The 25,259-nt window shown below is 37.8% G+C and carries 20 protein-coding genes; all 20 read left to right on the top strand.

The genetic code is table 11. The features are described 5' to 3' along the window. Positions 1–14: 14 nt before the first annotated feature. The 20 genes from rnhB to ACZ76X_RS13680 all read left to right on the top strand — a co-directional run bounded on the left by rnhB (position 15) and on the right by ACZ76X_RS13680 (position 25,157). Positions 15–788, top strand: coding sequence for a ribonuclease HII (rnhB, locus tag ACZ76X_RS13585; RefSeq protein ID WP_479850682.1), 774 nt, complete (start codon positions 15–17; stop codon positions 786–788). 192 nt (positions 789–980) lie between these two features. Further along, positions 981–2,141 carry an ADP-forming succinate--CoA ligase subunit beta gene (gene sucC, locus ACZ76X_RS13590; RefSeq protein ID WP_479850683.1) on the top strand — a complete coding sequence of 387 codons (1,161 nt, stop codon included), beginning with the start codon at positions 981–983 and terminating at the stop codon, positions 2,139–2,141. 19 nt (positions 2,142–2,160) lie between these two features. Further along, entirely contained in the window at positions 2,161–3,063 is a 903-nt protein-coding gene (sucD, locus tag ACZ76X_RS13595) for a succinate--CoA ligase subunit alpha (protein WP_000115178.1), read from the top strand. Positions 3,064–3,150: 87 nt separating this feature from the next. Continuing rightward, the gene (gene dprA / locus ACZ76X_RS13600; protein ID WP_479850684.1) at positions 3,151–4,020 is read left to right on the top strand and encodes a DNA-processing protein DprA; all 870 of its coding nucleotides are present in this window, start codon (positions 3,151–3,153) and stop codon (positions 4,018–4,020) included. A gap of 144 nt (positions 4,021–4,164) precedes the next feature. Then, a complete protein-coding gene (gene topA / locus ACZ76X_RS13605; protein ID WP_098667732.1) occupies positions 4,165–6,243 on the top strand; it encodes a type I DNA topoisomerase in 2,079 nt (692 codons plus the stop codon). A gap of 50 nt (positions 6,244–6,293) precedes the next feature. Further along, positions 6,294–7,598, top strand: a complete 1,305-nt coding sequence (trmFO, locus tag ACZ76X_RS13610) for an FADH(2)-oxidizing methylenetetrahydrofolate--tRNA-(uracil(54)-C(5))-methyltransferase TrmFO (RefSeq protein ID WP_046198542.1) — start codon at positions 6,294–6,296, stop codon at positions 7,596–7,598. A 65-nt stretch (positions 7,599–7,663) separates the two neighbouring features. Beyond that, positions 7,664–8,563, top strand: coding sequence for a tyrosine recombinase XerC (xerC, locus tag ACZ76X_RS13615; protein WP_098667733.1), 900 nt, complete (start codon positions 7,664–7,666; stop codon positions 8,561–8,563). A gap of 42 nt (positions 8,564–8,605) precedes the next feature. Next, entirely contained in the window at positions 8,606–9,148 is a 543-nt protein-coding gene (gene hslV / locus ACZ76X_RS13620) for an ATP-dependent protease proteolytic subunit HslV (RefSeq protein ID WP_000526271.1), read from the top strand. 22 nt (positions 9,149–9,170) lie between these two features. Next, positions 9,171–10,562 carry an ATP-dependent protease ATPase subunit HslU gene (hslU, locus tag ACZ76X_RS13625; RefSeq protein ID WP_002194930.1) on the top strand — a complete coding sequence of 464 codons (1,392 nt, stop codon included), beginning with the start codon at positions 9,171–9,173 and terminating at the stop codon, positions 10,560–10,562. Between the two features lie 77 nt (positions 10,563–10,639). Further along, positions 10,640–11,419 (top strand): GTP-sensing pleiotropic transcriptional regulator CodY, encoded by a 780-nt coding sequence (gene codY / locus ACZ76X_RS13630; protein ID WP_000421288.1) that lies wholly within the window; start codon positions 10,640–10,642, stop codon positions 11,417–11,419. A gap of 350 nt (positions 11,420–11,769) precedes the next feature. Continuing rightward, positions 11,770–12,471, top strand: a complete 702-nt coding sequence (gene rpsB / locus ACZ76X_RS13635) for a 30S ribosomal protein S2 (protein ID WP_000111483.1) — start codon at positions 11,770–11,772, stop codon at positions 12,469–12,471. Positions 12,472–12,574: 103 nt separating this feature from the next. Continuing rightward, complete coding sequence (gene tsf, locus ACZ76X_RS13640) at positions 12,575–13,462, top strand: translation elongation factor Ts (protein ID WP_060631984.1); 888 nt, start codon at positions 12,575–12,577, stop codon at positions 13,460–13,462. Positions 13,463–13,528: 66 nt separating this feature from the next. Continuing rightward, on the top strand, positions 13,529–14,251 hold the full coding sequence (gene pyrH / locus ACZ76X_RS13645; protein ID WP_000042663.1) for a UMP kinase: 723 nt from the start codon (positions 13,529–13,531) through the stop codon (positions 14,249–14,251). Between the two features lie 2 nt (positions 14,252–14,253). Beyond that, the gene (gene frr / locus ACZ76X_RS13650) at positions 14,254–14,811 is read left to right on the top strand and encodes a ribosome recycling factor (protein ID WP_000531503.1); all 558 of its coding nucleotides are present in this window, start codon (positions 14,254–14,256) and stop codon (positions 14,809–14,811) included. Between the two features lie 85 nt (positions 14,812–14,896). Next, a complete protein-coding gene (gene uppS, locus ACZ76X_RS13655) occupies positions 14,897–15,673 on the top strand; it encodes an isoprenyl transferase (RefSeq protein ID WP_078419066.1) in 777 nt (258 codons plus the stop codon). Between the two features lie 17 nt (positions 15,674–15,690). Continuing rightward, positions 15,691–16,482, top strand: a complete 792-nt coding sequence (gene cdsA / locus ACZ76X_RS13660) for a phosphatidate cytidylyltransferase (RefSeq protein ID WP_479850685.1) — start codon at positions 15,691–15,693, stop codon at positions 16,480–16,482. Positions 16,483–16,505: 23 nt separating this feature from the next. Next, positions 16,506–17,648 (top strand): 1-deoxy-D-xylulose-5-phosphate reductoisomerase, encoded by a 1,143-nt coding sequence (dxr, locus tag ACZ76X_RS13665; protein ID WP_479850686.1) that lies wholly within the window; start codon positions 16,506–16,508, stop codon positions 17,646–17,648. A 16-nt stretch (positions 17,649–17,664) separates the two neighbouring features. Continuing rightward, on the top strand, positions 17,665–18,921 hold the full coding sequence (rseP, locus tag ACZ76X_RS13670; RefSeq protein WP_142286748.1) for an RIP metalloprotease RseP: 1,257 nt from the start codon (positions 17,665–17,667) through the stop codon (positions 18,919–18,921). A gap of 109 nt (positions 18,922–19,030) precedes the next feature. Further along, entirely contained in the window at positions 19,031–20,731 is a 1,701-nt protein-coding gene (locus ACZ76X_RS13675) for a proline--tRNA ligase (RefSeq protein WP_210625277.1), read from the top strand. Positions 20,732–20,855: 124 nt separating this feature from the next. Then, the gene (locus ACZ76X_RS13680) at positions 20,856–25,157 is read left to right on the top strand and encodes a PolC-type DNA polymerase III (RefSeq protein ID WP_479850687.1); all 4,302 of its coding nucleotides are present in this window, start codon (positions 20,856–20,858) and stop codon (positions 25,155–25,157) included. Positions 25,158–25,259 lie beyond the last annotated feature (102 nt).

The raw sequence follows: 25,259 nt of genomic DNA on the forward strand, positions 1-25,259 counted from the left end.
AGGGAGTGGCATGAATGCAAAAAGTGACTATTCAAGAAGCGGAACATTTACTGCAAGAAATTATGAGTGAAGAGGATGATCGCTTTCAAATATTAATGAAAGATGAACGTAAAGGGATACAAAAGCTCGTTACGAAGTGGTATAAACAAAAAGAGTTAGCGCAAAAGGAAAAAGAAAAATTTCTAGAAATGTCTAAGTATGAAAATGCATTACGTGAAAAAGGCCTCACATATATCGCTGGTATAGATGAAGTGGGGCGCGGACCGCTAGCTGGGCCTGTCGTGACGGCAGCTGTTGTCCTTCCGGAAGATTTTTATATTCCAGGGTTAAATGATTCGAAAAAGCTGAGTGAGGCGAAGCGAGAGCGTTTTTATGATGAAATTAAAGCGCAAGCAATTGCAATTGGAGTTGGAATTGTATCACCGCAAGTGATTGATGAAATAAATATTTATCAAGCGACGAAACAAGCGATGTTAGATGCTGTTGCAAATTTATCTTGTACACCAGAATACTTATTAATTGATGCGATGAAACTCCCTACACCAATTCCGCAAACATCCATTATTAAAGGTGATGCAAAAAGTATCTCTATTTCAGCTGCATCCATTATTGCAAAAGTAACGAGAGATCGTATGATGAAAGAGCTTGGAGAAAAGTATCCTGCATATGGATTTGAACAACATATGGGATATGGAACGAAACAACATTTAGAAGCGATCGAAGCGCATGGAGTATTAGAAGAACACCGAAAATCGTTTGCGCCAATTAAAGATATGATTCAAAAATAAGCTGTGTTTTCACAGCTTATTTTTATTTTGACATATAAACATTACTATTTTCAAAAAAGAATAAAGCGATTTCAGTTTTCTGACACTTTATTGTAGACAGCGTGCCAATCATCTTATACAATGGCAATGTAATGTTTTTTAAACATTAAAAAACTTTTCGAGTAAAACAGGAAAACAGGGGAGGATGGGACCATGAATATCCATGAGTACCAAGGTAAGGCAGTCCTTAGAAGCTATGGGGTTAGCGTTCCGAACGGGAAGGTTGCATTTACAGTAGAAGAAGCTGTAGAAGCAGCGAAAGAATTAGGAACGGATGTATGTGTAGTAAAAGCACAGATTCACGCTGGTGGACGCGGCAAAGCTGGCGGGGTAAAAGTTGCAAAAAATTTAGATGAAGTTCGTACATATGCAGAGAGCATTTTAGGAACTACACTTGTGACACATCAAACAGGTCCTGAAGGTAAGGAAGTAAAACGCTTACTTATCGAAGAAGGTTGCGATATTAAAAAAGAATATTATGTAGGTCTTGTTTTAGACCGTGCAACTTCTCAAGTTGTTTTAATGGCGTCTGAAGAAGGCGGAACAGAAATTGAAGAAGTAGCAGAAAAAACACCTGAAAAAATCTTTAAAGAATATATTGATCCGGCAGTAGGCTTACAAGGCTTCCAAGCACGCCGAATCGCATTTAACATCAATATTCCAAAAGAGCTTGTAGGACAAGCTGTGAAGTTTATGATGGGCTTATACCGTGCGTTTATCGAAAAAGATTGCTCTATAGCGGAGATTAACCCACTTGTTACAACAGGTGACGGTAAAGTTATGGCATTAGATGCGAAATTAAACTTTGATTCTAACGCTTTATATCGCCATAAAGATATTTTAGAACTTCGTGATCTTGATGAAGAAGATGCAAAAGAAATCGAAGCTTCTAAATATGACTTAAACTACATTCCTTTAGATGGAAATATCGGTTGTATGGTTAATGGTGCAGGTTTAGCGATGGCTACAATGGATATCATTAAACATTACCATGGCGATCCAGCTAACTTCTTAGATGTTGGTGGCGGTGCGACAGCTGAAAAAGTTACAGAAGCATTCAAAATTATCCTTTCTGACAAAAATGTAAAAGGTATCTTCGTTAACATTTTTGGTGGCATTATGAAGTGTGATGTTATCGCAGAAGGTGTTATTGAAGCAACGAAACAAGTAGGTCTTGAGTTACCTTTAGTTGTACGTCTTGAAGGTACAAACGTAGAGTTAGGTAAGAAAATTTTAAATGATTCTGGCTTAAATATTGTTGCAGCAGAATCTATGGCAGACGGTGCACAAAAAATTGTTTCACTAGTGGGCTAATAGAAAGCGGGGGAGAAAAATGAGCGTATTAGTTAATAAAGATACAAAAGTTATTGTTCAAGGTATTACAGGTTCTCAAGGGTTATTCCACACAAAACAAATGATTGAATATGGTACGAAAATTGTCGGTGGTGTAACGCCAGGTAAAGGTGGCACTGATATTGAAGGTGTACCAGTATTTGATACTGTAGAAGATGCAGTGAAAGCAACAGGTGCAAACGCTTCAGTTGTATACGTTCCACCCGCTTTTGCGGCTGATGCAATTATGGAAGCAGTTGATGCAGAAATTGATTTAGTAGTATGTATTACTGAAGGAATTCCTGTATTAGATATGGTAAATGTAAAGAGATATATGGCTGGTAAACATACACGTTTACTTGGACCAAACTGCCCAGGTGTTATCACGCCTGATGAATGTAAAATAGGTATTATGCCAGGATATATTCATAAAAAAGGTCATGTAGGTATCGTATCTCGCTCTGGTACATTAACGTATGAGGCTGTACATCAGTTAACACAAGAAGGTATTGGTCAATCTACGGCTGTAGGTATCGGCGGAGACCCTGTTAACGGTACAGACTTTATTGATGCGTTAAAAGCATTTAATGAAGATGAAGAAACACATGCTGTAATTATGATTGGTGAAATCGGTGGTACAGCGGAAGAAGAGGCAGCTGAATGGGTGAAAGCTAATATGACAAAACCTGTTGTAGGCTTCATTGGCGGCCAAACAGCGCCTGCTGGCAAGCGTATGGGTCATGCTGGTGCAATCATTTCTGGCGGCAAAGGAACTGCTGCAGAAAAGATTAAAACGATGGAAGCTTGTGGTATTAAAGTAGCGGAAACTCCAGCAGTTATGGGTGAAACGCTAATCTCTGTTTTAAAAGAAAAAGGTCTATTTGAAACTTGTAAAAACTATTAATCTGTTGAAAGACACCTTCTTGCTTGAAGGTGTCTTTTTACAAACTTCTTGTTAACATAATAAAAATTATGGGTAAGGAGAATTATGATGAAAAGAGAACGATTATTGCATCTCCACTACTTGTTAGCGGATCATTGGAAGGCAATAGAGCGGCTATTATATGTCGATCCAGAATTGAAGGAAATATACACTTTTAATGCAAAACAAATGGAATGTTACACTGGAATATCCTCAAAAAAATCTTCAGAATTAGTAAATTTTCTTCAAAGTTCAAATCTTCCGCAATATATATCTTATTTAGAGAAAAACCGAATCTTTTATATGACTATATGGGATGAAGAGTACCCACAATTATTACGTGAAATACAAGACCCTCCCTTTGTATTATATGGAAAAGGAGAGAAGGATTTCCTTAATAAAGCGAACAAATTAGCGGTTGTTGGAACGAGAGAACCGACTTTATATGGACATGAGAGTTTACAATTTATTTTACATCCATTATTAGAAAAGGAATGGCTTATTGTCAGTGGGTTTGCAAGAGGGATAGATACAATGTCCCATGAAATTACAGTAAGACGGCATTGTCCGACTATAGCGATACTAGGACACGGATTATCGTATATATATCCAAAAGAGAATCGATATTTATATGAAGCTTGGAATGAATATATATTGTTATTAACAGAGTATCCGCCGCACTATGCACCGAAAAAATGGTATTTTCCAAAGAGAAATCGGATTATTAGTGGTATAAGTAAAGGTGTTTTAGTTGTAGAAGCGAAATTGAGAAGCGGAACACTTATTACCGCGGACCTTGCTTTAGAGCAAAATAGAGAGGTATTTGCCCTTCCTGGACCGATATTTATAGATAGTGCATCAGGAACAAATCATCTAATTCAACAAGGGGCGAAACTAGTAAGAAATGCAGAAGATATCCTAGAAGAGATTTTAAATTAACCTTATATTTTTATGTTTTTATTAAACAATTATTGACAAATGGTAGATAGGCACTGTATGGTATATTCATTCTTGATTGACAAAAACAAGAGAAATCAATAAGATTAATGAAGACTTGAATCCACCTCTTAAGGAGGCACTAGCATGTCAGATTACCTCGTAATCGTGGAGTCGCCTTCTAAGGCGAAGACCATTGAGAAATATTTAGGGAAAAAATACAAAGTTGTCGCGTCTATGGGACACGTTCGCGATTTACCTAAAAGCCAAATGGGGATAGAAGTAAAGAACAACTTCACCCCGAAGTACATTACCATTCGTGGTAAAGGTCCCGTCTTAAAAGACTTAAAATCAGCGGCAAAAAAAGCAAAGAAAGTCTATCTCGCGGCCGATCCAGACCGCGAAGGGGAAGCTATTGCTTGGCATTTAGCCAATACGTTAAATGTGGACGTTGAATCAGATTGCCGAGTTGTGTTTAATGAGATTACAAAAGATGCAATAAAAGAATCATTCAAACATCCTCGAGCGATCAATATGGATTTAGTAGATGCACAACAAGCAAGACGTATACTAGATCGTCTTGTTGGTTACAATATTAGTCCTTTATTATGGAAGAAAGTAAAAAAAGGATTAAGTGCAGGACGCGTACAATCTGTAGCAGTTCGTTTAATTATCGAACGTGAAAGAGAAATTCAAAGTTTTGAGCCTGAAGAATTCTGGACAATTAAGACAGAATTTGTGAAAGGGAAAGACACATTTGAAGCAAGCTTTTACGGTGTAGATGGTGAAAAAGTTCAATTAACGAATGAAACGCAAGTGAATGAAATAATTGAACAGCTGAAAGATAATGCGTTCTCAGTTGAAAATGTAACGCGAAAAGAGCGAAAACGTAATCCTGCATTACCGTTTACGACATCTTCCTTGCAACAAGAGGCAGCGCGTAAGTTAAACATGCGAGCAAAGAAAACGATGATGCTTGCGCAGCAATTGTATGAAGGAATTGATCTTGGAAAACAAGGAACTGTCGGTTTAATTACGTATATGAGAACTGATTCAACACGTATCTCAGAAACAGCTCAAACAGAGGCGCGTGCTTACATTACTGAGGCGTTTGGTGCGGAATACATAGGAACAGAAAAGAAGAAAGAGACGAAGAAATCGAACGCACAAGATGCGCATGAGGCAATTCGTCCTACTTCGGTAATGAGAAAGCCAGAGGAACTAAAGAGTTTCTTAAGTCGTGATCAACTTCGATTGTATAAATTGATTTGGGAGCGATTTGTTGCAAGTCAAATGGCGTCTGCTATAATGGATACTGTGACAGCGAGACTCATTAATAACAATGTTCAGTTCCGTGCAAGTGGATCGGTTGTAAAGTTCCCAGGATTTATGAAAGTGTATGTAGAGTCGAAAGATGACGGTGCTGAAGAAAAGGATAAGATGTTACCACCTTTAGAAGTAGGGGAAACAGTATTTTCGAAGGATTTAGAACCGAAGCAACACTTTACACAACCGCCGCCGCGCTATACAGAGGCTCGTCTAGTAAGAACACTTGAAGAGCTTGGAATTGGAAGACCGTCGACTTACGTACCGACACTTGAAACAATTCAAAAACGTGGATATGTAGGTTTGGATAATAAACGATTCGTTCCAACTGAACTTGGTGAAATAGTAATTGAACTTATTTTAGAGTTTTTCCCAGAAATTATTAACATCGAATTTACTGCTAACATGGAGCAAAGCCTCGATGAAGTAGAAGAAGGAAATGCGAATTGGGTAAAAATTGTTGATGATTTCTACGTAGGATTTGAACCGCGTTTAGAAAAAGCGGAAAAAGAAATGCGTGAAGTAGAAATTAAAGATGAACCAGCTGGGGAAGACTGTGAATTATGTAATCACCCAATGGTCTTTAAAATGGGTAAATATGGGAAGTTTATGGCTTGTTCGAATTTCCCAGATTGTCGTAATACAAAACCGATTGTGAAAGAAATCGGTGTTACTTGTCCGAAATGTGATAAAGGTCAAATTATTGAGCGTCGTAGTAATAAAAAGAAACGTCTTTTCTATGGATGCGGTACGTATCCAGAGTGTGACTTTGTATCTTGGGATAAGCCGATTGGTCGTAAATGTCCGAAGTGCGAAGGTATGCTAGTGGAGAAGAAGTTGAAAAAAGGCGTGCAAGTACAATGTATTTCGTGTGATTATGAAGAAGAACAACAAATGTGAGCGTAACTGCTCACATTTTTTTCGGGAAGAAAAGGAAAGGTGATAAATATATGACAACACAAGTAGTAAACGTCATTGGTGCAGGTCTTGCAGGAAGCGAAGCAGCTTACCAAATTGCAAAACGTGGTGTCCAAGTAAGATTATATGAAATGAGACCGGTAAGGCAGACGCCAGCTCATCACACAGATAAATTTGCAGAGTTAGTATGTAGTAACTCGCTTCGTGCGAACACATTAACAAATGCTGTTGGTGTTATTAAAGAAGAAATGCGCTTAATGGATTCTGTTATTATCCGTGCAGCTGATGAGTGCTCTGTACCAGCAGGAGGGGCTTTAGCTGTAGATCGTCATGAGTTTGCGGCAAAAGTAACGGAATACGTGAAGAACCATCCAAACGTAACTGTGATGAATGAAGAAATCACTGAAATCCCAGAAGGTCCTACTGTTATCGCGACAGGTCCACTTACGTCACCTGATCTTTCTGCACAATTAAAAGAATTAACAGGTGAAGACTATTTTTATTTCTATGATGCTGCAGCACCGATTGTTGAGAAAGACAGCATTGATATGAATAAAGTGTATTTAAAATCTCGTTACGATAAAGGTGAAGCAGCATATTTAAACTGCCCAATGACGGAAGAGGAATTTGATCGTTTTTACGAGGCTTTAATCGCTGCTGAAACAGTACCTTTAAAAGAATTTGAAAAAGAAATTTTCTTTGAAGGTTGTATGCCGGTAGAAGTTATGGCAAGTAGAGGAAGACAGACACTAGTATTTGGGCCGATGAAGCCTGTTGGATTAGAAGATCCGAAAACAGGGAAAACGCCATATGCTGTTGTTCAGTTACGTCAGGACGATGCAGCGGGAACGCTATATAATATCGTAGGTTTCCAAACGCATTTAAAGTGGGGACCACAAAAAGAAGTATTACAGTTGATTCCAGGACTGGAAAATGCGGAGATTGTACGTTATGGTGTTATGCATCGTAATACGTTTATTAACTCACCTAATTTACTTCGTCCAACATACCAATATAAACAACGTGATGATTTATTCTTCGCTGGTCAAATGACTGGAGTAGAGGGATATGTTGAATCGGCGGCTTCAGGATTGCTAGCAGGTATTAATGCTGCTCGACTTGTGAAAGGTGAAGAGCCAGTTGTATTACCGCCTGTAACTGCAATGGGAAGTATGGCGAACTATATTACTGCGACAAACGCGAAAAACTTCCAACCAATGAATGCGAACTTCGGACTGTTTGCGCCGTTAGAGAAGAAAATTAAGAAGAAAGCAGAACGTAATGAAGCTTATGCAACACGCGCTTTAGAAACGATTCGAAATTTTGTAAATATTTAGTTAAATTTCTTGCAAAGGCTACTAAGTTGTGATACGATTTAGTAGCCTTTATTGAGGTGATTTGTGTGAATGTGAAGAAATTGTTACAATTATTCGTTGGATATTTACAAATTGAAAGAAATTATTCAAAATATACAATTGCAAGTTATCAAAATGATTTAGAACATTTTGTGCAATTTATGGAGCGAGAAGGCATATCCTCTTTTTTAGATATTACATACGCGGATGTTCGTTTGTACTTAACGACGTTGCACGATGAAAAGTTAGCCCGTAAATCTGTCGCAAGAAAAGTATCAAGCTTACGAAGTTTATATCGTTTTTTGATGCGTGAAGGTTATCGAAAAGATAATCCGTTTGCACTTGCGTCACTCCCCAAAAAAGAATTGTCAATCCCAAAGTTTTTATATGCTGAAGAATTAGAGGAATTATTTGAAGTTTCTGATACGGAAACACCGCTAGGTCAAAGGAATCAAGCTTTATTAGAGTTGATGTATGCGACTGGGATCCGTGTGAGTGAATGTGTCAATTTACAACTTACCGATATTGACTTCGCGGTGGGAACAATTTTAGTAATGGGAAAAGGAAAAAAACAAAGGTATATTCCGTTCGGGAGCTATGCACAAGATGCTTTAATTACTTATATAGAGAACGGGAGAAAACAGTTAGCTCAAAAAACTGAAGAACAATCTCATATGGTATTTTTAAACGCGAAAGGTACGCCGCTGACAAGTCGAGGGGTACGATATGTATTAAACGAACTCATTAAGAAAGCTTCACTGACAATGCGGATAAGTCCTCACATGTTAAGGCATACATTTGCTACACACATGTTAGATGAAGGGGCAGATTTACGTACTGTACAGGAGCTACTCGGTCATGAGAATTTGTCGACGACACAAATTTATACGCATGTCTCTAAAGAAAGATTGCGATCTGTCTACATGAAGCATCACCCACGGGCATAAATTGCTTTTAAAGCTATAAAAACATATAAAGGAGTTTTTTCTATGGGAAATTTCCACGCTACAACGATATTTGCAGTTCATCATAATGGAGAATGTGCAATGGCTGGAGATGGCCAGGTGACAATGGGAAATGCTGTTGTAATGAAACATACAGCTCGTAAAGTTCGTAAACTTTTCCAAGGGAAAGTTTTAGCTGGTTTTGCAGGATCGGTTGCTGATGCATTTACTCTTTTTGAAATGTTTGAAGGAAAATTAGAAGAGTATAATGGGAACTTGCAGCGTGCTGCTGTTGAAATGGCGAAACAATGGCGTGGCGACAAAATGTTACGTCAGCTAGAAGCGATGCTTATTGTCATGGATAAAACAACGATGCTCCTTGTATCAGGTACAGGAGAAGTGATTGAACCGGATGATGGTATTTTAGCAATTGGATCTGGCGGGAATTATGCGCTTTCAGCAGGTCGTGCTTTAAAGCAATATGCAAGTGAACATTTAACAGCGAAGCAAATTGCGAAAGCGAGTTTAGACATTGCAGGCGATATTTGTGTGTATACAAACCACAATATAATTGTGGAAGAATTGTAGAATCGTAAGGGAGGCATTTTATATGCATTTACATTTTACTCCGCGTCAAATTGTGGAAAAATTAGATCAATACATTATCGGTCAAAAAGATGCGAAGAAAGCGGTTGCTGTAGCTTTAAGAAATCGATACCGCCGAAGTAAATTAGCTGAAAATCTACGTGATGAAATTGCACCTAAAAATATTTTAATGATTGGACCGACAGGTGTTGGTAAAACAGAGGTAGCACGACGAATGGCGAAACTCGTTGGAGCACCTTTTATTAAGGTTGAAGCTACTAAATTTACAGAAGTTGGATATGTAGGTAGAGATGTAGAATCGATGGTACGTGACCTTGTGGAAACGTCAGTTCGTATCGTGAAAGAAGAAATGGTAGTTAACGTACAAGACAAAGCAGAAGAACAAGCGAACCAACGTCTTGTTGAAATTTTAGTGCCGAGCCCGGAGAAGCAATCTGGATTTAAAAACCCATTAGAAATGTTATTTGGTGGCGCTCAAAATTCAAATCAAACAACAGATTCACAGGAAGATGTTGAAATCGAAAAGAAACGTCAAGACGTCGAAAGAAAGCTTGCTGCAGGACTTCTTGAAGATGAGATTGTATCGATTGAAGTGACTGAACAACAGTCTTCTATGTTTGATATGTTACAAGGAACTGGCATGGAACAAATGGGAATGAATTTCCAAGATGCGTTAGGAAGTTTTATGCCGAAAAAAACAAAAAAACGTAAACTTTCTGTAAAAGAAGCAAGAAAAGTCTTGACAAATGAGGAAGCACAGCGCTTAATTGATATGGATGAAGTTACACAAGAGGCTGTTTATCGTGCTGAACAGCTCGGGATTATTTTTATCGATGAAATTGACAAAATTGCTGGTAAGCAGTCGAATAGCGTAGATGTATCACGTGAAGGTGTGCAACGTGACATTTTGCCAATTGTAGAAGGATCGAATGTTGCGACAAAATACGGATCAGTAAAAACGGATTATATTTTATTCGTTGCAGCTGGAGCGTTTCATATGTCTAAACCGTCGGATTTAATTCCGGAATTACAAGGGAGATTTCCGATTCGAGTAGAATTAACAAAATTATCGACTGATGATTTTGTTAAAATATTAATCGAGCCTGACAATGCGTTAATTAAACAATATATGGCTTTATTAGCGACTGAAGGTATAGAAATTGAATTTTCAGACGAAGCTATTCGTAAGATTGCTGAGATTGCTTATCAAGTTAATCAGGATACAGATAATATTGGAGCAAGAAGACTTCATACGATTATGGAGAAGCTCCTTGAAGATTTATCGTTTGAAGCATCTGAAATTACGTTAGAGAAAATAACGATAACACCTCAATACGTTGAGGAGAAATTAGCAACGATTGCTAAAAATAAAGATGTGAGCCAGTTTATTTTGTAATAGTGTCATCAGGTGACTCGCCCTAGTTTCCAAGTGATGAAAAAATATGTGAGTAATATGTAGGAGGAACTTTTGAAATGGAATTATTAGCAAAAACAAGAAAATTAAATGCGTTATTACAGAGCGCAGCAGGAAAGCCTGTAAACTTTAGAGAAATGTCTGACACAATGTGTGAAGTAATCGAAGCGAACGTATTCGTAGTAAGTCGTCGTGGTAAATTACTAGGATATGCAATTCACCAACAAATCGAGAATGAGCGTATGAAACAAATGCTTGCAGAGCGTCAATTCCCAGAAGAGTATACACAAAGCTTATTCAACATTACAGAAACATCTTCAAACTTAGATGTAAACAGTGCTTACACAGCATTCCCAGTAGAAAATAAAGAATTATTTGGTCAAGGTTTAACTACAATCGTACCGATTGTTGGTGGCGGTGAGCGCTTAGGTACATTAGTATTAGCTCGTCTTGGTCAAGAGTTCTTGGACGATGATTTAATCCTTGCTGAGTACAGCTCAACTGTTGTAGGTATGGAAATTTTACGTGAAAAAGCAGAAGAAATCGAAGAAGAAGCACGTAGCAAAGCTGTTGTTCAAATGGCGATCAGCTCATTATCTTACAGTGAGTTAGAAGCAATCGAGCACATCTTCGAAGAGTTAAACGGAACAGAAGGTTTACTTGTTGCAAGTAAGATTGCTGATCGCGTAGGAATCACTCGTTCAGTAATCGTAAATGCACTTCGTAAATTAGAAAGTGCTGGTGTAATTGAGTCACGTTCGTTAGGTATGAAAGGAACATACATTAAAGTATTAAACGACAAATTCTTACATGAACTCGCTAAATTAAAAACAAACTAATTTATAAAACTCTCCTCATGTTTTTGAGGAGAGTTTTTTTGTATAACAGATTGATGTTGTTTGTAAATAGCGTCATAATCTTATTCTTTTGAAAAGCTATGAATTGAATTTTACTTTTTTGCTTAAAAGAAATGCAGGTTGGTAATACTAGAATTCGAGTATGGACAAAGAAAGTTTTACATTGTTCGCATTTTCGACTTGATTGTAATATTTCAGTATGATATAGTAAGCAGTGGTGTCAGTACAAAGTACACACGTTTACTGATTTAAGTGTTGGTGCTACGTTTGTAGTTTCGCTTAGAGATGAAGTAAACGGAGGATATCAAAAACCATTTAGGAGGAACTATATTATGTCAGTAATTTCTATGAAGCAATTGCTTGAAGCTGGTGTTCACTTCGGACATCAAACTCGTCGTTGGAACCCAAAAATGAAGCGTTACATTTTCACAGAGCGTAACGGTATCTACATCATCGACTTACAAAAAACTGTGAAAAAAGTTGAGGAAGCTTTCAAAGTTATGCGTGACATCGCTGCTGAAGGCGGAGACATCTTATTCGTAGGTACTAAAAAACAAGCACAAGAAGCTATTAAAGAAGAAGCAACTCGTGCTGGTATGTACTTCGTTAACCAACGTTGGTTAGGTGGAACTTTAACAAACTTCCAAACAATCCAAAAGCGTATCAAGCGTCTTAAAGACATCGAAAGAATGCAAGAAGATGGTACTTTCGAAGTACTACCTAAGAAAGAAGTTGTTCAACTTAAAAAAGAGTTAGAGCGTCTTGAGAAATTCTTAGGTGGTATTAAAGATATGAAAGGTCTTCCAAGTGCATTATTCGTAGTAGACCCTCGTAAAGAGCGTATTGCAGTTGCTGAAGCACGCAAATTACACATTCCAATCATCGGTATCGTTGATACAAACTGTGATCCAGACGAAATCGATCACGTTATCCCAGCAAACGATGATGCAATTCGTGCTGTAAAACTTCTTACATCTAAAATGGCAGACGCGATCCTTGAAGCAAAACAAGGTGAAGAAACTGTTACTGCGTAACAAAGTTGGAAAGGTGATAAGGGGTTCGGCCTTTTATCACCTTTTTTAAGGTATAAACACCTTTATAAAAGGTATAAATACATATTTTAGGAGGATGAAAAGTATGGCAATCACTGCACAAATGGTAAAAGAATTACGTGAAAAAACTGGCGCAGGTATGATGGACTGCAAAAAAGCTTTAACAGAAACTAACGGCGACATGGAGAAGGCAATTGACTTCTTACGTGAAAAAGGTATCGCGAAAGCTGCTAAAAAAGCAGACCGCATCGCTGCTGAAGGTTTAACTTTCATCGAAACAAACGGTAACGACGGTTTAATCTTAGAATTAAACTCTGAAACTGATTTCGTTGCGAAAAACGAAGGTTTCCAAACATTAATTAAAGAATTAGCTGCTCACTTATTAACTAACAAACCAGCTAACGTTGAAGAAGCTATGGCTCAAACAATGGAAAACGGTAAAAAGGTTGAAGAGCACATCAATGAAGCAATTGCTAAAATTGGTGAAAAACTTACACTTCGTCGTTTCGAAATCGTATCAAAAACTGATGCAGATGCATTCGGCGCTTACCTACACATGGGTGGACGCATTGGTGTTCTAACAGTTCTTGAAGGTTCTACTGACGAAGCAGCTGCTAAAGATGTTGCAATGCACATCGCTGCAGTTAACCCTAAATACATCGACCGCGATGCTGTAACAGCTGAAGAAGTTGAGCATGAGCGTCAAGTATTAACACAACAAGCATTAAACGAAGGCAAGCCTGAAAAAATCGTTGCAAAAATGGTTGAAGGCCGTCTTGGCAAATTCTTCGAAGAAATTTGCTTACTTGACCAAGCATTCGTTAAAAACCCTGATATGAAAGTTCGTCAGTTCGTTGAGTCTAAAGGCGGAACATTAAAAGGATTCGTTCGCTACGCTGTTGGTGAAGGTATCGAAAAACGCGAAGACAACTTCGCTGAAGAAGTAATGAACCAAGTAAAAGGTAGTAACTAATACAGATTAGGGAACACATTGTGTTCCCTTTTTTAAAATAAAGATGTAAGCAATTGGAGGTTCATTATGAGTAAACCGAAATATAATCGTGTCGTTTTAAAGCTAAGTGGAGAAGCTTTAGCTGGCGAGCAAGGATTTGGAATTAACCCAGCTGTTATTAAGTCAGTTGCGGAACAAGTGAAAGAAATTGCAGAACTAGATGTAGAGGTTGCTGTTGTTGTTGGTGGCGGTAACATTTGGCGTGGAAAAATTGGAAGTGAGATGGGCATGGATCGTGCAGGAGCAGATTACATGGGCATGTTAGCAACAGTTATGAATTCATTAGCTCTTCAAGATAGCTTAGAGAACATTGGAATTCAAACTCGCGTACAAACTTCAATTGAAATGCGTCAAGTGGCAGAGCCTTACATTCGTCGTAAAGCAGTTCGTCACTTAGAGAAGAAACGTGTTGTTATCTTTGCAGCAGGTACAGGTAATCCATACTTCTCTACAGATACAACAGCGGCATTACGTGCGGCAGAAATTGAAGCAGACGTAATTTTAATGGCGAAAAACAATGTAGATGGCGTATACAATGCGGACCCATCTATTGACCCAACAGCTACGAAATACGAAACGCTTACTTACTTAGATGTATTAAAAGAAGGTTTAGGTGTAATGGATTCTACAGCTTCTTCTCTATGTATGGATAACGATATTCCGTTAATTGTATTCTCAGTTATGGAAAAAGGTAATATTAAACGTGCCGTTTTAGGCGAAAATATCGGAACAGTTGTAAGGGGGAAATAAATATGGGACAACAAGTATTAAAGTCTTCAAATGAAAAAATGGAAAAAGCAGTTGCTGCTTATTCTCGTGAATTAGCAACAGTTCGCGCTGGCCGTGCAAGCGCGTCTGTATTAGATAAAGTACAAGTTGATTACTATGGTGCACCAACACCAGTTGTGCAATTAGCGAACATTACAGTTCCAGAAGCACGTTTACTTGTAATTCAACCTTATGATAAAACTTCTATCGGTGATATCGAAAAAGCAATTTTAAAAGCAGATTTAGGCTTAAACCCTTCTAATGACGGAACTGTAATTCGTATTGCATTCCCTGCATTAACAGAAGAGCGTCGTCGTGATCTTGTAAAAGTTGTGAAAAAATATGCTGAAGAAGCAAAAGTTGCTGTTCGTAACGTACGTCGTGACGGTAACGATGATCTTAAGAAGCTTGAAAAAGCTGGCGAGATTACAGAAGATGATTTAAGAGGATATACTGAAGATATCCAAAAAGAAACAGATAAATATATTGCAAAAGTTGACGAAATCGCAAAAAACAAAGAAAAAGAAATCATGGAAGTGTAATAGCGATACTTTCGCAAATATGACCCTCTTCTTAAGGGGGTCTTTTTACACTTTTAGGCATACGTCTGCTTGCTGGAGGGTATGAATGATGTTTAAAAACTTTCCTTTTTTTAAAGGTAAAAAGGACACATCGTTTGATCATCTCGTTGAAGAAGTGAAAAAAGGATACATCCCAGAACACATTGCCATCATTATGGATGGTAATGGAAGATGGGCAAAGAGGAGAGCGATGCCTCGTATTGCGGGACATCATGAAGGCATGCAAGTTGTAAAGAAAATCACAAAATTTGCAAGCAAACTTAATGTAAAAGTATTGACTCTTTATGCTTTTTCAACTGAGAACTGGAAAAGACCGAAAAAGGAAGTTGATTATTTAATGAGGCTTCCGGAAGAATTTTTAGGTACATTTTTACCAGAATTGATTGAAGAGAACGTACAAGTCCGAGTAATAGGACAACAAGATCGTCTTCCTACGCATACACGCAGAGCGATGGAGAAGGCCATGGAAGATACGAAAGAGAATACGGGATTAATTCTGAATTTCGCGTTAAACTATGGAAGTCGAGATGAAATCGTTTCTGCTGTGCAACATATGATGAGAGATAGTGAGGAAGGAAAGATTCGTGTAGAAGATGTAAGTGAAGAAATGCTTTCTTCCTACTTAATGACGAGTTCTTTACCTGATCCAGAGTTGTTAATCCGTACGAGCGGAGAGCTACGTATTAGTAATTTCATGTTATGGCAAATTGCATATTCGGAATTTTGGTTTACAGATGTGTATTGGCCAGATTTTACTGAGGAACATTTGCTAAATGCGATTACAGACTTTCAACATAGAGGGCGCAGATTCGGAGGCGTGTAGAAAGAGAGGGTTTGGTAGTGAAACAGAGAATTATTACTGGAGTGGTTGCTGCCGCGCTATTCATTCCCATCGTAATTTACGGTGGCGTGCCTTTTACGGTTTTAGTGTATGCACTTGCTTCTATAGGTTTATATGAATTAATTCGTATGAATAAGCTTACGCTTATTTCAGTACCAACAGTTTTAGCTGCAGTATTATTATGGGTTATTTTAATTCCGAGTAGTGCATCAGAACTGTTTACATGGATTGGATTAGGTAAATTAGAAATCACATTTGTGATTGTTTTATTACTTTTATCATATACAGTCCTTTCTAAGAATACATTTACTTTTGACCATGCTTCCTTTTTACTAATGGCAACAACATATGTTGCAATGGGATTCTTATATTTGAATGAAACGAGAATTTTAGGAATTAAATATGTGTTTTGCGCATTATTTGTTATATGGGCTACTGATTCAGGCGCATATTTCGTAGGAAAAGCATTAGGAAAAAGAAAATTATGGCCAGAAATTAGTCCAAATAAAACGATTGAAGGTTCATTGGGCGGCATCGTTTGTGGGATTGTTGTGGCAATTGTTTACAATATGTTCTTCCCAGTTGAGGCAAATGTAGGAATTTTAATTGTGTTGACAATTATCATTTCTATTTTTGGACAAATTGGTGATTTAGTACAATCTGCATTTAAACGTCATTATGGAGTAAAAGATTCAGGTACAATTTTACCTGGACATGGTGGTATATTAGATCGAACAGATAGTTGGTTATTTGTTTTACCAATTCTCTACTTCTTATTACAATACAATTAATAAATGAACGAGGGGTTGGAGTCATGAAAAACATTAGTTTATTAGGTGCAAGCGGATCAATTGGTACACAAACTTTAGATGTATTACGCTCGCACCCAGACCAATTCCGTCTCGTTGCTTTTTCTGTAGGGAAAAATATTGACTACGCAGTAAAGGTAATTCAAGAATTTTCTCCGCAAATTGTCTCTGTGCAAAGAGAGGAAGATGTTTTAAAATTACAATCTGTCTCTGGTAATACAAAAATTGTATATGGTAGTGAAGGGCTTTTAGAAGTAGCATTACATCCAGATGCAGAGATTGTAGTAAATGCTGTTGTAGGTAGCGTAGGGTTGTTACCAACACTTCGTGCAATTGAGGCGAAAAAAACAATTGGAATTGCAAACAAAGAAACGTTAGTAACTGCAGGGCATCTTGTAATGGAAGCAGCGCGAAAACATAATGTTTCGTTACTTCCAGTAGACAGTGAACATTCAGCTATTTTTCAATGCTTGAATGGTGAAAATGAAAAAAGAATTTCTCGGCTAATTATTACGGCTTCTGGAGGAAGTTTCCGCGATAAAACGAGAGATGAATTGCATCATGTGACCGTAGAAGATGCGCTTCGACATCCAAATTGGTCAATGGGTTCGAAAATTACAATTGATTCTGCTACAATGATGAATAAGGGGCTAGAAGTAATTGAAGCACATTGGCTTTTTGGTATCCCTTATGAGCAAATCGATGTTGTTTTACATAAAGAAAGTATTATTCATTCTATGGTTGAATTTGAAGATCGTAGTGTGATGGCACAGCTTGGCTCACCTGATATGCGAGTACCAATTCAATACGCACTTACATATCCTGATCGATTACCTCTTTCAGACACAAAGCAGTTAAATTTATGGGAAATGGGTACATTGCATTTTGAGAAAATGAACCAAGAACGTTTCCGTTGCTTGCGCTTTGCGTATGAAGCTGGAAAAGCAGGTGGAAGTATGCCAGCTGTAATGAATGCAGCGAATGAAGTAGCTGTTGAAGCTTTTTTACAAAAGAGAATTGGTTTCTTAACAGTGGAAGACCTCATTGAAAAAGCAATGAACCATCACAATGTCATTGCACGTCCGAGCTTAGAGGAAATTCTGGAAATTGATGCAACCACAAGACGGTTTGTGATGGAACAAATTTAGCAAAGGTGGTATGGAATTGAATACAGCGATTGCCTTTATATTAATTTTCGGTGCACTCGTATTTTTCCATGAGCTAGGGCATCTATATTTCGCAAAAAGAGCAGGTATTTTATGCCGTGAGTTTGCGATTGGTTTTGGTCCGAAAATATTCTCATTTGAAAAGAATGAAACGGTGTATACGATTCGATTACTGCCCCTTGGTGGCTATGTAAGAATGGCTGGCGAGGATGCAGACACAGTAGAGTTAAAGCCTGGGAAAAAGGTTGGCCTTGTATTAAATGAAAAAGACGAAGTTGCAAAATTAGTTTTTGATGGATATGAAAAGTATCCAAATGTTCGCGTTATTGAAGTGGAACAAGCTGATTTAGAACATAATTTAACAATTTCGGGCTATGAAGAGTACGAGGAAGAGCTTCAAACATTCCGAGTGAATGAAAAGGCTCGTATTATTACTGCTGGTGAAGAAATTCAAATTGCTCCGTATAACAGGCAGTTTGGCTCTAAAAAATTAGGTCAACGTGCCCTAACAATCTTTGCGGGTCCTGCAATGAACTTCATTTTAGCGTTTGTTATTTTTGTGATTCTTGGATTTGTACAAGGTGTTCCTGTTGACAAGCCAATGGTCGGAAAAGTAATGGAGAATAGTGCAGCAGAGCAAGCGGGATTAAAAGAAAATGATACAATTCAAGCAATTGATGGGAAAAACACAAGTACATGGAAAGATGTTGTTACCATTGTACGTGAAAACCCGAATAAAGAAATTACGTTACAAGTAAAGCGTGAGAGTGAACAGTTTAATGTGAAAGTAACGCCAACGCTTGATAAAGAAGGTAAAGAAGAAGTTGGTAGAATCGGTGTATACTCTCCTGTAGAGAAAACAGTGATGGGTTCTATTAAATCAGGTTTTGAACAAACATACCAATGGACGAAACTAATTTTTGAGTCTCTTGTGAAATTAGTAACTGGTCAATTTTCTATTAATGAGTTGTCAGGTCCAGTAGGAATTTATAATCTAACAGATCAAGTAGTAGATTATGGATTTACGCGTGTATTAAGTTTAGCTGCAGTATTAAGTATTAACCTTGGTTTATTTAATTTACTACCAGTTCCTGCTTTAGATGGTGGACGTTTATTCTTCTTCTTAATTGAAGCGTTACGAGGGAAACCAATTGATCGCCAAAAAGAAGGAATGGTTCACTTTATTGGTTTTGCATTATTAATGTTACTTATGTTAGTTGTAACTTGGAATGACATTCGTAAGTTTTTCTTGTAAAATAAAGTGAAACTTATAATGAAATAGAGCTCGTAGAATAAAATCCCTCACCTAACTCGAGGTGAGGGGTTTTCCTGCGTGTAAGAGTAAAATGAAGAGGTGCGAATAAATGAAACAAAGTATGGTATTCAGTCCTACATTACGTGAAGTTCCAGCTGATGCAGAGATTAAGAGTCATCAGTTATTACTTCGTGCAGGTTTTATGCGTCAAAATGCTTCTGGTATTTATAGTTTTCTACCATTTGGTTTAAAAGTACTACACAAAGTAGAACGTATCGTTCGAGAAGAAATGGAGCGCGCAGGTGCTGTAGAATTATTAATGCCAGCGATGCAAGCTGCAGAATTATGGCAAGAATCAGGCCGTTGGTATTCTTACGGATCTGAATTAATGCGTATGAAAGATCGTAACGCTCGTGAATTCGCATTAGGAGCGACACACGAGGAAGTAATTACGGATCTTGTACGTGATGAAGTAAAATCATATAAAAAATTACCGTTAACATTATACCAAATTCAAACAAAATTCCGTGACGAACAAAGACCTCGTTTCGGTTTATTACGTGGAAGAGAGTTTCTAATGAAAGATGCATACTCTTTCCATGCTACACAAGAGAGCTTAGATGAAGTGTATGATCGCTTATACAAGGCATACTCTAACATTTTTGCTCGTTGTGGTTTGAATTTCCGTGCAGTTATTGCTGATTCTGGAGCAATGGGCGGAAAAGATACACATGAATTTATGGTATTATCTGATGTTGGTGAAGATACAATTGCATATTCTGATACATCTGATTATGCAGCGAACATCGAAATGGCTCCTGTTGTAGCTACGTATACGAAGAGTGACGAAGCAGAAAAAGCACTTGAAAAAGTAGCAACACCAGACCAAAAAGCAATTGAAGAAGTATCTGCATTCTTAAACATTGAAGCTGACAAGTGCATTAAGTCTATGGTATTTAAAGTAGATGAGAAATTAGTAGTGGTACTTGTTCGTGGAGATCATGAAGTAAACGATGTAAAAGTGAAAAATGTATACGGTGCTTCAGTTGTTGAACTTGCTTCTCATGAAGAAGTAAAACAACTATTAAATTGTGAAGTTGGTTCATTAGGGCCGATTGGTGTAACAGGTGATATCGAAATTATCGCTGACCATGCTGTAGCATCGATTGTTAACGGATGTTCAGGAGCGAACGAAGAAGGATTCCATTATGTAAATGTAAATCCAGAACGTGATTTTAAAGTAAGTCAATATACAGATTTACGTTTCATCCAAGAAGGAGACCAATCTCCAGATGGAAACGGAACAATTCTTTTCGCACGCGGAATTGAAGTTGGTCATGTATTCAAATTAGGAACTCGTTATAGTGAAGCAATGAACGCAACATTCCTAGATGAAAATGGAAAAACACAACCGCTTATTATGGGTTGTTACGGTATCGGGGTATCTCGTACAGTAGCAGCAATTGCAGAGCAGTTTAACGATGAGAACGGTTTAGTTTGGCCAAAAGCTGTTGCACCATTCCATGTGCATGTAATTCCAGTAAATATGAAATCTGATGCACAACGTGAAATGGGTGAAAATATCTACAACTCATTACAAGAGCAAGGATATGAAGTATTACTAGATGATCGTGCAGAACGTGCAGGTGTTAAATTTGCAGATGCAGATTTATTCGGCCTTCCGGTTCGCGTGACAGTTGGTAAAAAAGCAGACGAAGGTATTGTAGAAGTGAAGGTACGCGCTACAGGCGAGTCTGAAGAAGTAAAAGTAGAAGAACTTCAAACATATATTGCTAATATTTTAAAATAAGAAGAGGTACCTCGTAATGAGGTACCTTCTCTTTCTTTGTAAACGTATTTTGTAAAAGAAGAAGGGAGAAATCTTTCTTTGTAGTACGTTTCAATTTATAATAGCAAATGGAAGGAGAGTGCTTATGTCTTTAACAAATGAACAACAAGAGCGATTTCAAATTTTGCTCCAGCAGTTGCAAATACCAGACGACCTTATAAATCAATATTTACAAGGCGGTGGTATTGAAAGGCTTATTATTGATAAAACAAATAAAAGTTGGCATTTTAATTTACAAGTGCCACGTATTTTGCCTACAGAATTATATGAATTGCTAGAAACAAAGCTTAAGCAATCATTTTCTCATATTGCAAGAACAACATTTGCATTAGAAACAGAGAATAAACAATTTACAGAAGAAGAAGTGAGGGCGTATTGGCCACTTTGTACGGAACGAATTACATTTTCACCTATGTTTGCTTACTTAAAGAAGCAGCTTCCTCAGGTGAATGGAGTGAAGTTGCTTATAAATGTGAATAATGAGCTGGAATCTACTGCTTTAAAGAAAAACGTTGCGAAACCAGTAGGGGATCAATACGAAGCTTTTGGATTCCCGCGTTTCCAGTTAGACACACATATACAGCAAAATACAGAAGAAATGCAAAAGTTTCGTGAGCAAACGCAGCAAGAAGACCGCGAACGTGTTATACAAGCTATGGAAGAAATGGCGAAGAAGCAAGCTGAAGAAAGTAGCGTTGTGCATGAAGGGCCGGTTGTACTCGGATATCTTATTAAGCCAGATGAAGAGATTACACCGATGCGAGAAATTCAAGATGAAGAAAGAAGAAAAACGGTTCAAGGGTATGTCTTCCACGTAGAAACGAAAGAACTTCGTAGTGGACGTACGTTATTAACTTTAAAAATAACGGATTATACGGATTCTATTATGATCAAAATGTTCTCCCGTGATAAAGAAGATATTCCTATGCTGCAGTCCTTGAAAAAAGGAATGTGGGTAAAAGCACGTGGTTCTGTTCAAAATGATACATTCGTTCGAGATTTAGTAATGATTGCAAATGATATTAATGAAATAACGGGACCGTCTCGTAAAGATAAAGCGCCAGAAGGTGAAAAACGAGTAGAGCTCCATCTTCATACTCCAATGAGCCAAATGGACGCTGTTACTCCAGTTTCGAAGCTTGTTGCTCAAGCTGGTAAATGGGGACATGAGGCGATTGCGATTACAGACCATGCTGTTGCACAGTCATTCCCAGAAGCATATTCAGCTGGGAAAAAAGCTGGAATTAAAGTTATATATGGTGTGGAAGCAAACTTAGTGAATGATGGAGTACCAATTGCTTATAATGAAGAACATCGTTTGCTGGCTGATGAAACATATGTTGTTTTTGACGTTGAGACGACAGGTTTATCAGCTGTATATGATACAGTTATTGAGTTAGCTGCCGTAAAAGTAAAAGGTGGCGAAATTATTGACCGCTTTGAATCTTTTGCAAATCCGCATCAACCATTATCGGCAACAATTATTGAATTAACAGGTATTACAGATGATATGTTAACCGACGCACCAGAAGTGGACGAAGTGTTTAAAAAGTTTGAGGAATGGATGGGTGACCATACACTTGTTGCTCATAACGCAAGCTTCGATATGGGCTTTATTAACGTAGGATTTAAAAAAGCTGGTTTAGAAAAAACGAAAAATCCAGTAATAGATACGTTAGAGCTTGCACGATTCTTATTCCCAGAAATGAAAAATCACCGTTTAAATACGTTGTGTAAAAAGATGGATATCGAATTAACGCAACATCACCGTGCAATTTATGATACAGAAGCAACGGGATATTTACTTGTAAAAATGTTAAAAGAGGTAATTGAAAAAGGTTTTGAATATCACGATCAATTAAACGATAGTATGGGACAAGGGGATGCATATAAACGCGGGCGTCCAAGTCATATGACATTACTTGCTACATCGGATGTTGGATTGAAAAATTTATATAAACTTGTTTCATATTCTCATTTAAATTACTTTTACCGTGTACCACGAGTACCAAGATCACTATTAAAAAAGTATCGTGAAGGTATTTTAGTAGGAACGGCTTGTGATAAAGGTGAAGTGTTTGAGGCGATGATGCAAAAAGCTCCTGAAGAGGTAGAAGAAATTGCGCAGTTCTACGATTACATTGAAGTAATGCCACCAGAAGTGTTACGTCATTTAGTAGAGCGTGAACTCGTTCGAGATGAGGGACAATTAAAAACAATTATTTCTAACTTAGTAAAACTAGGTGAGACGTTAGATAAACCAGTTGTTGCTACAGGAAACGTGCATTACTTAAATCCAGAAGATGCAATGTATCGTAAAATTTTAGTAAGTTCACAGGGTGGAGCGAATCCGTTAAACCGACATTCATTACCACCTGTACATTTCCGTACAACGGATGAAATGTTAGAGTGTTTCTCATTTTTAGGTGAAGACGTAGCGAAAGAAATTGTTGTAACGAATACACAAAAGATTGCATCATTAATTGGTGATGTTCATCCAGTAAAAGATGATCTATATACACCGAAAATTGAAGGTGCGGATGATGAAACGCGTGATATGAGTTATAAAATGGCGCGTAGCATTTATGGTGAAGAGTTACCTGAAATAGTAGAAGCCCGTTTAGAAAAAGAATTAAAAAGTATTATTGGGCATGGATTCGCCGTAATTTATTTAATTTCACATAAACTTGTGAAAAAATCATTAGTAGACGGATATCTAGTAGGTTCGCGTGGATCGGTAGGTTCATCATTCGTTGCAACGATGATGGAAATTACAGAAGTAAACCCATTACCACCACATTATGTATGTCCCAAATGTAAGCAATCAGAATTCTTTAATGATGGTTCTGTAGGTTCTGGTTTTGACTTACCGGATAAAGAATGTCCTGCATGTAACGTTCCATACGTAAAAGATGGACATGATATTCCGTTCGAAACGTTCCTTGGATTTAAAGGAGATAAGGTACCCGACATCGATTTGAATTTCTCCGGGGAATATCAACCACGTGCCCATAACTATACGAAAGTACTGTTCGGTGAAGATTATGTATACCGTGCAGGAACGATTGGTACAGTTGCGGAAAAAACGGCTTATGGATATGTAAAAGGTTATGCGAACGATCATAACTTGACGATCCGAAATGCAGAGATTGACCGCTTAGTAGCAGGGTGTACTGGTGTAAAACGTACAACAGGACAGCATCCAGGTGGTATTATCGTTGTGCCAGATTATATGGACATCTTTGACTTCTCACCAATACAGTTTCCGGCAGATTCAATAGGGGCTGAGTGGAGAACAACACACTTTGATTTCCACTCGATTCATGATAATTTATTGAAACTTGATATACTAGGACACGATGATCCGACGGTTATTCGTATGTTACAAGATTTAAGTGGTATTGATCCGAAAACAATCCCAACGGACGATCCAGAAGTAATGAAAATTTTCTCAGGTCCAGAATCATTAGGGGTAACGGAAGAACAAATTAACTGTAAAACAGGTACACTTGGTATACCAGAGTTTGGTACGAAATTCGTAAGACAGATGTTAGAAGAGACGAAACCGACGACATTCTCAGAGTTAGTCCAAATTTCTGGACTATCGCATGGTACGGACGTATGGCTAGGTAATGCCAACGAGTTAATTTATAACGGTACATGTACGCTGAGCGAAGTTATCGGTTGTCGTGATGACATCATGGTATATTTAATCTATCAAGGTTTAGACCCATCATTAGCATTCAAAATCATGGAGTCCGTTCGTAAAGGTAAAGGTGTACCAGAAGAATGGGAAGAGGACATGAAAAGTAATAACGTACCTGGTTGGTATATTGATTCATGTAAGAAGATTAAGTACATGTTCCCTAAAGCTCATGCGGCTGCGTACGTACTTATGGCTGTGCGTATCGCATACTTTAAAGTACATTTCGCGCTTCTATTCTATGCCGCATACTTTACGGTTCGTGCAGATGACTTTGACGTAGAAGCGATGGCGAAAGGTTCAGCATCTATACGTGCAAAAATTGATGAAATTGCGCAAAAAGGTTTGGATGCAGCGCCGAAAGAGAAGAGTTTATTAACGGTACTAGAAATGACACTTGAAATGTGTGAGCGTGGATACTCATTCCAAAAGGTTGATTTATATCGCTCACATGCAACAGACTTTATTATTGATGGAGATACGTTAATTCCTCCATTTAATGCAGTGCCTGGACTTGGTACAAACGCAGCTTTAAGTATTGTAGAAGCACGTAAAAATGGAGATTTCTTATCAAAAGAAGATTTACAGCAACGCAGTAAGGTTTCAAAAACAATTATTGAGTATCTAGATAGTCAAGGTTGCTTAGGAGATCTACCTGACCAAAACCAGTTATCACTGTTCTAATAGGTAGGAAAAGTCTTTGCAAATCAACATTTGCTATGGTATACTATTAACCGAGATAACCATGTCATGTATATTGTGTGAAAAAAAGAGTGGGGAAACCCA

The organism is Bacillus sp. BC05(2025), from assembly GCF_056725905.1.

Bases quoted from the DNA above. Each gene is read 5' to 3' on its own strand.
- rnhB (WP_479850682.1), top strand. From the start codon at position 15: ATGCAAAAAGTGACTATTCAAGAAGCGGAACATTTACTGCAAGAAATT.
- sucC (WP_479850683.1), top strand. From the start codon at position 981: ATGAATATCCATGAGTACCAAGGTAAGGCAGTCCTTAGAAGCTATGGG.
- sucD (WP_000115178.1), top strand. From the start codon at position 2,161: ATGAGCGTATTAGTTAATAAAGATACAAAAGTTATTGTTCAAGGTATT.
- dprA (WP_479850684.1), top strand. From the start codon at position 3,151: ATGAAAAGAGAACGATTATTGCATCTCCACTACTTGTTAGCGGATCAT.
- topA (WP_098667732.1), top strand. From the start codon at position 4,165: ATGTCAGATTACCTCGTAATCGTGGAGTCGCCTTCTAAGGCGAAGACC.
- trmFO (WP_046198542.1), top strand. From the start codon at position 6,294: ATGACAACACAAGTAGTAAACGTCATTGGTGCAGGTCTTGCAGGAAGC.
- hslV (WP_000526271.1), top strand. From the start codon at position 8,606: ATGGGAAATTTCCACGCTACAACGATATTTGCAGTTCATCATAATGGA.
- hslU (WP_002194930.1), top strand. From the start codon at position 9,171: ATGCATTTACATTTTACTCCGCGTCAAATTGTGGAAAAATTAGATCAA.
- codY (WP_000421288.1), top strand. From the start codon at position 10,640: ATGGAATTATTAGCAAAAACAAGAAAATTAAATGCGTTATTACAGAGC.
- rpsB (WP_000111483.1), top strand. From the start codon at position 11,770: ATGTCAGTAATTTCTATGAAGCAATTGCTTGAAGCTGGTGTTCACTTC.
- tsf (WP_060631984.1), top strand. From the start codon at position 12,575: ATGGCAATCACTGCACAAATGGTAAAAGAATTACGTGAAAAAACTGGC.
- pyrH (WP_000042663.1), top strand. From the start codon at position 13,529: ATGAGTAAACCGAAATATAATCGTGTCGTTTTAAAGCTAAGTGGAGAA.
- frr (WP_000531503.1), top strand. From the start codon at position 14,254: ATGGGACAACAAGTATTAAAGTCTTCAAATGAAAAAATGGAAAAAGCA.
- uppS (WP_078419066.1), top strand. From the start codon at position 14,897: ATGATGTTTAAAAACTTTCCTTTTTTTAAAGGTAAAAAGGACACATCG.
- dxr (WP_479850686.1), top strand. From the start codon at position 16,506: ATGAAAAACATTAGTTTATTAGGTGCAAGCGGATCAATTGGTACACAA.
- ACZ76X_RS13675 (WP_210625277.1), top strand. From the start codon at position 19,031: ATGAAACAAAGTATGGTATTCAGTCCTACATTACGTGAAGTTCCAGCT.
- ACZ76X_RS13680 (WP_479850687.1), top strand. From the start codon at position 20,856: ATGTCTTTAACAAATGAACAACAAGAGCGATTTCAAATTTTGCTCCAG.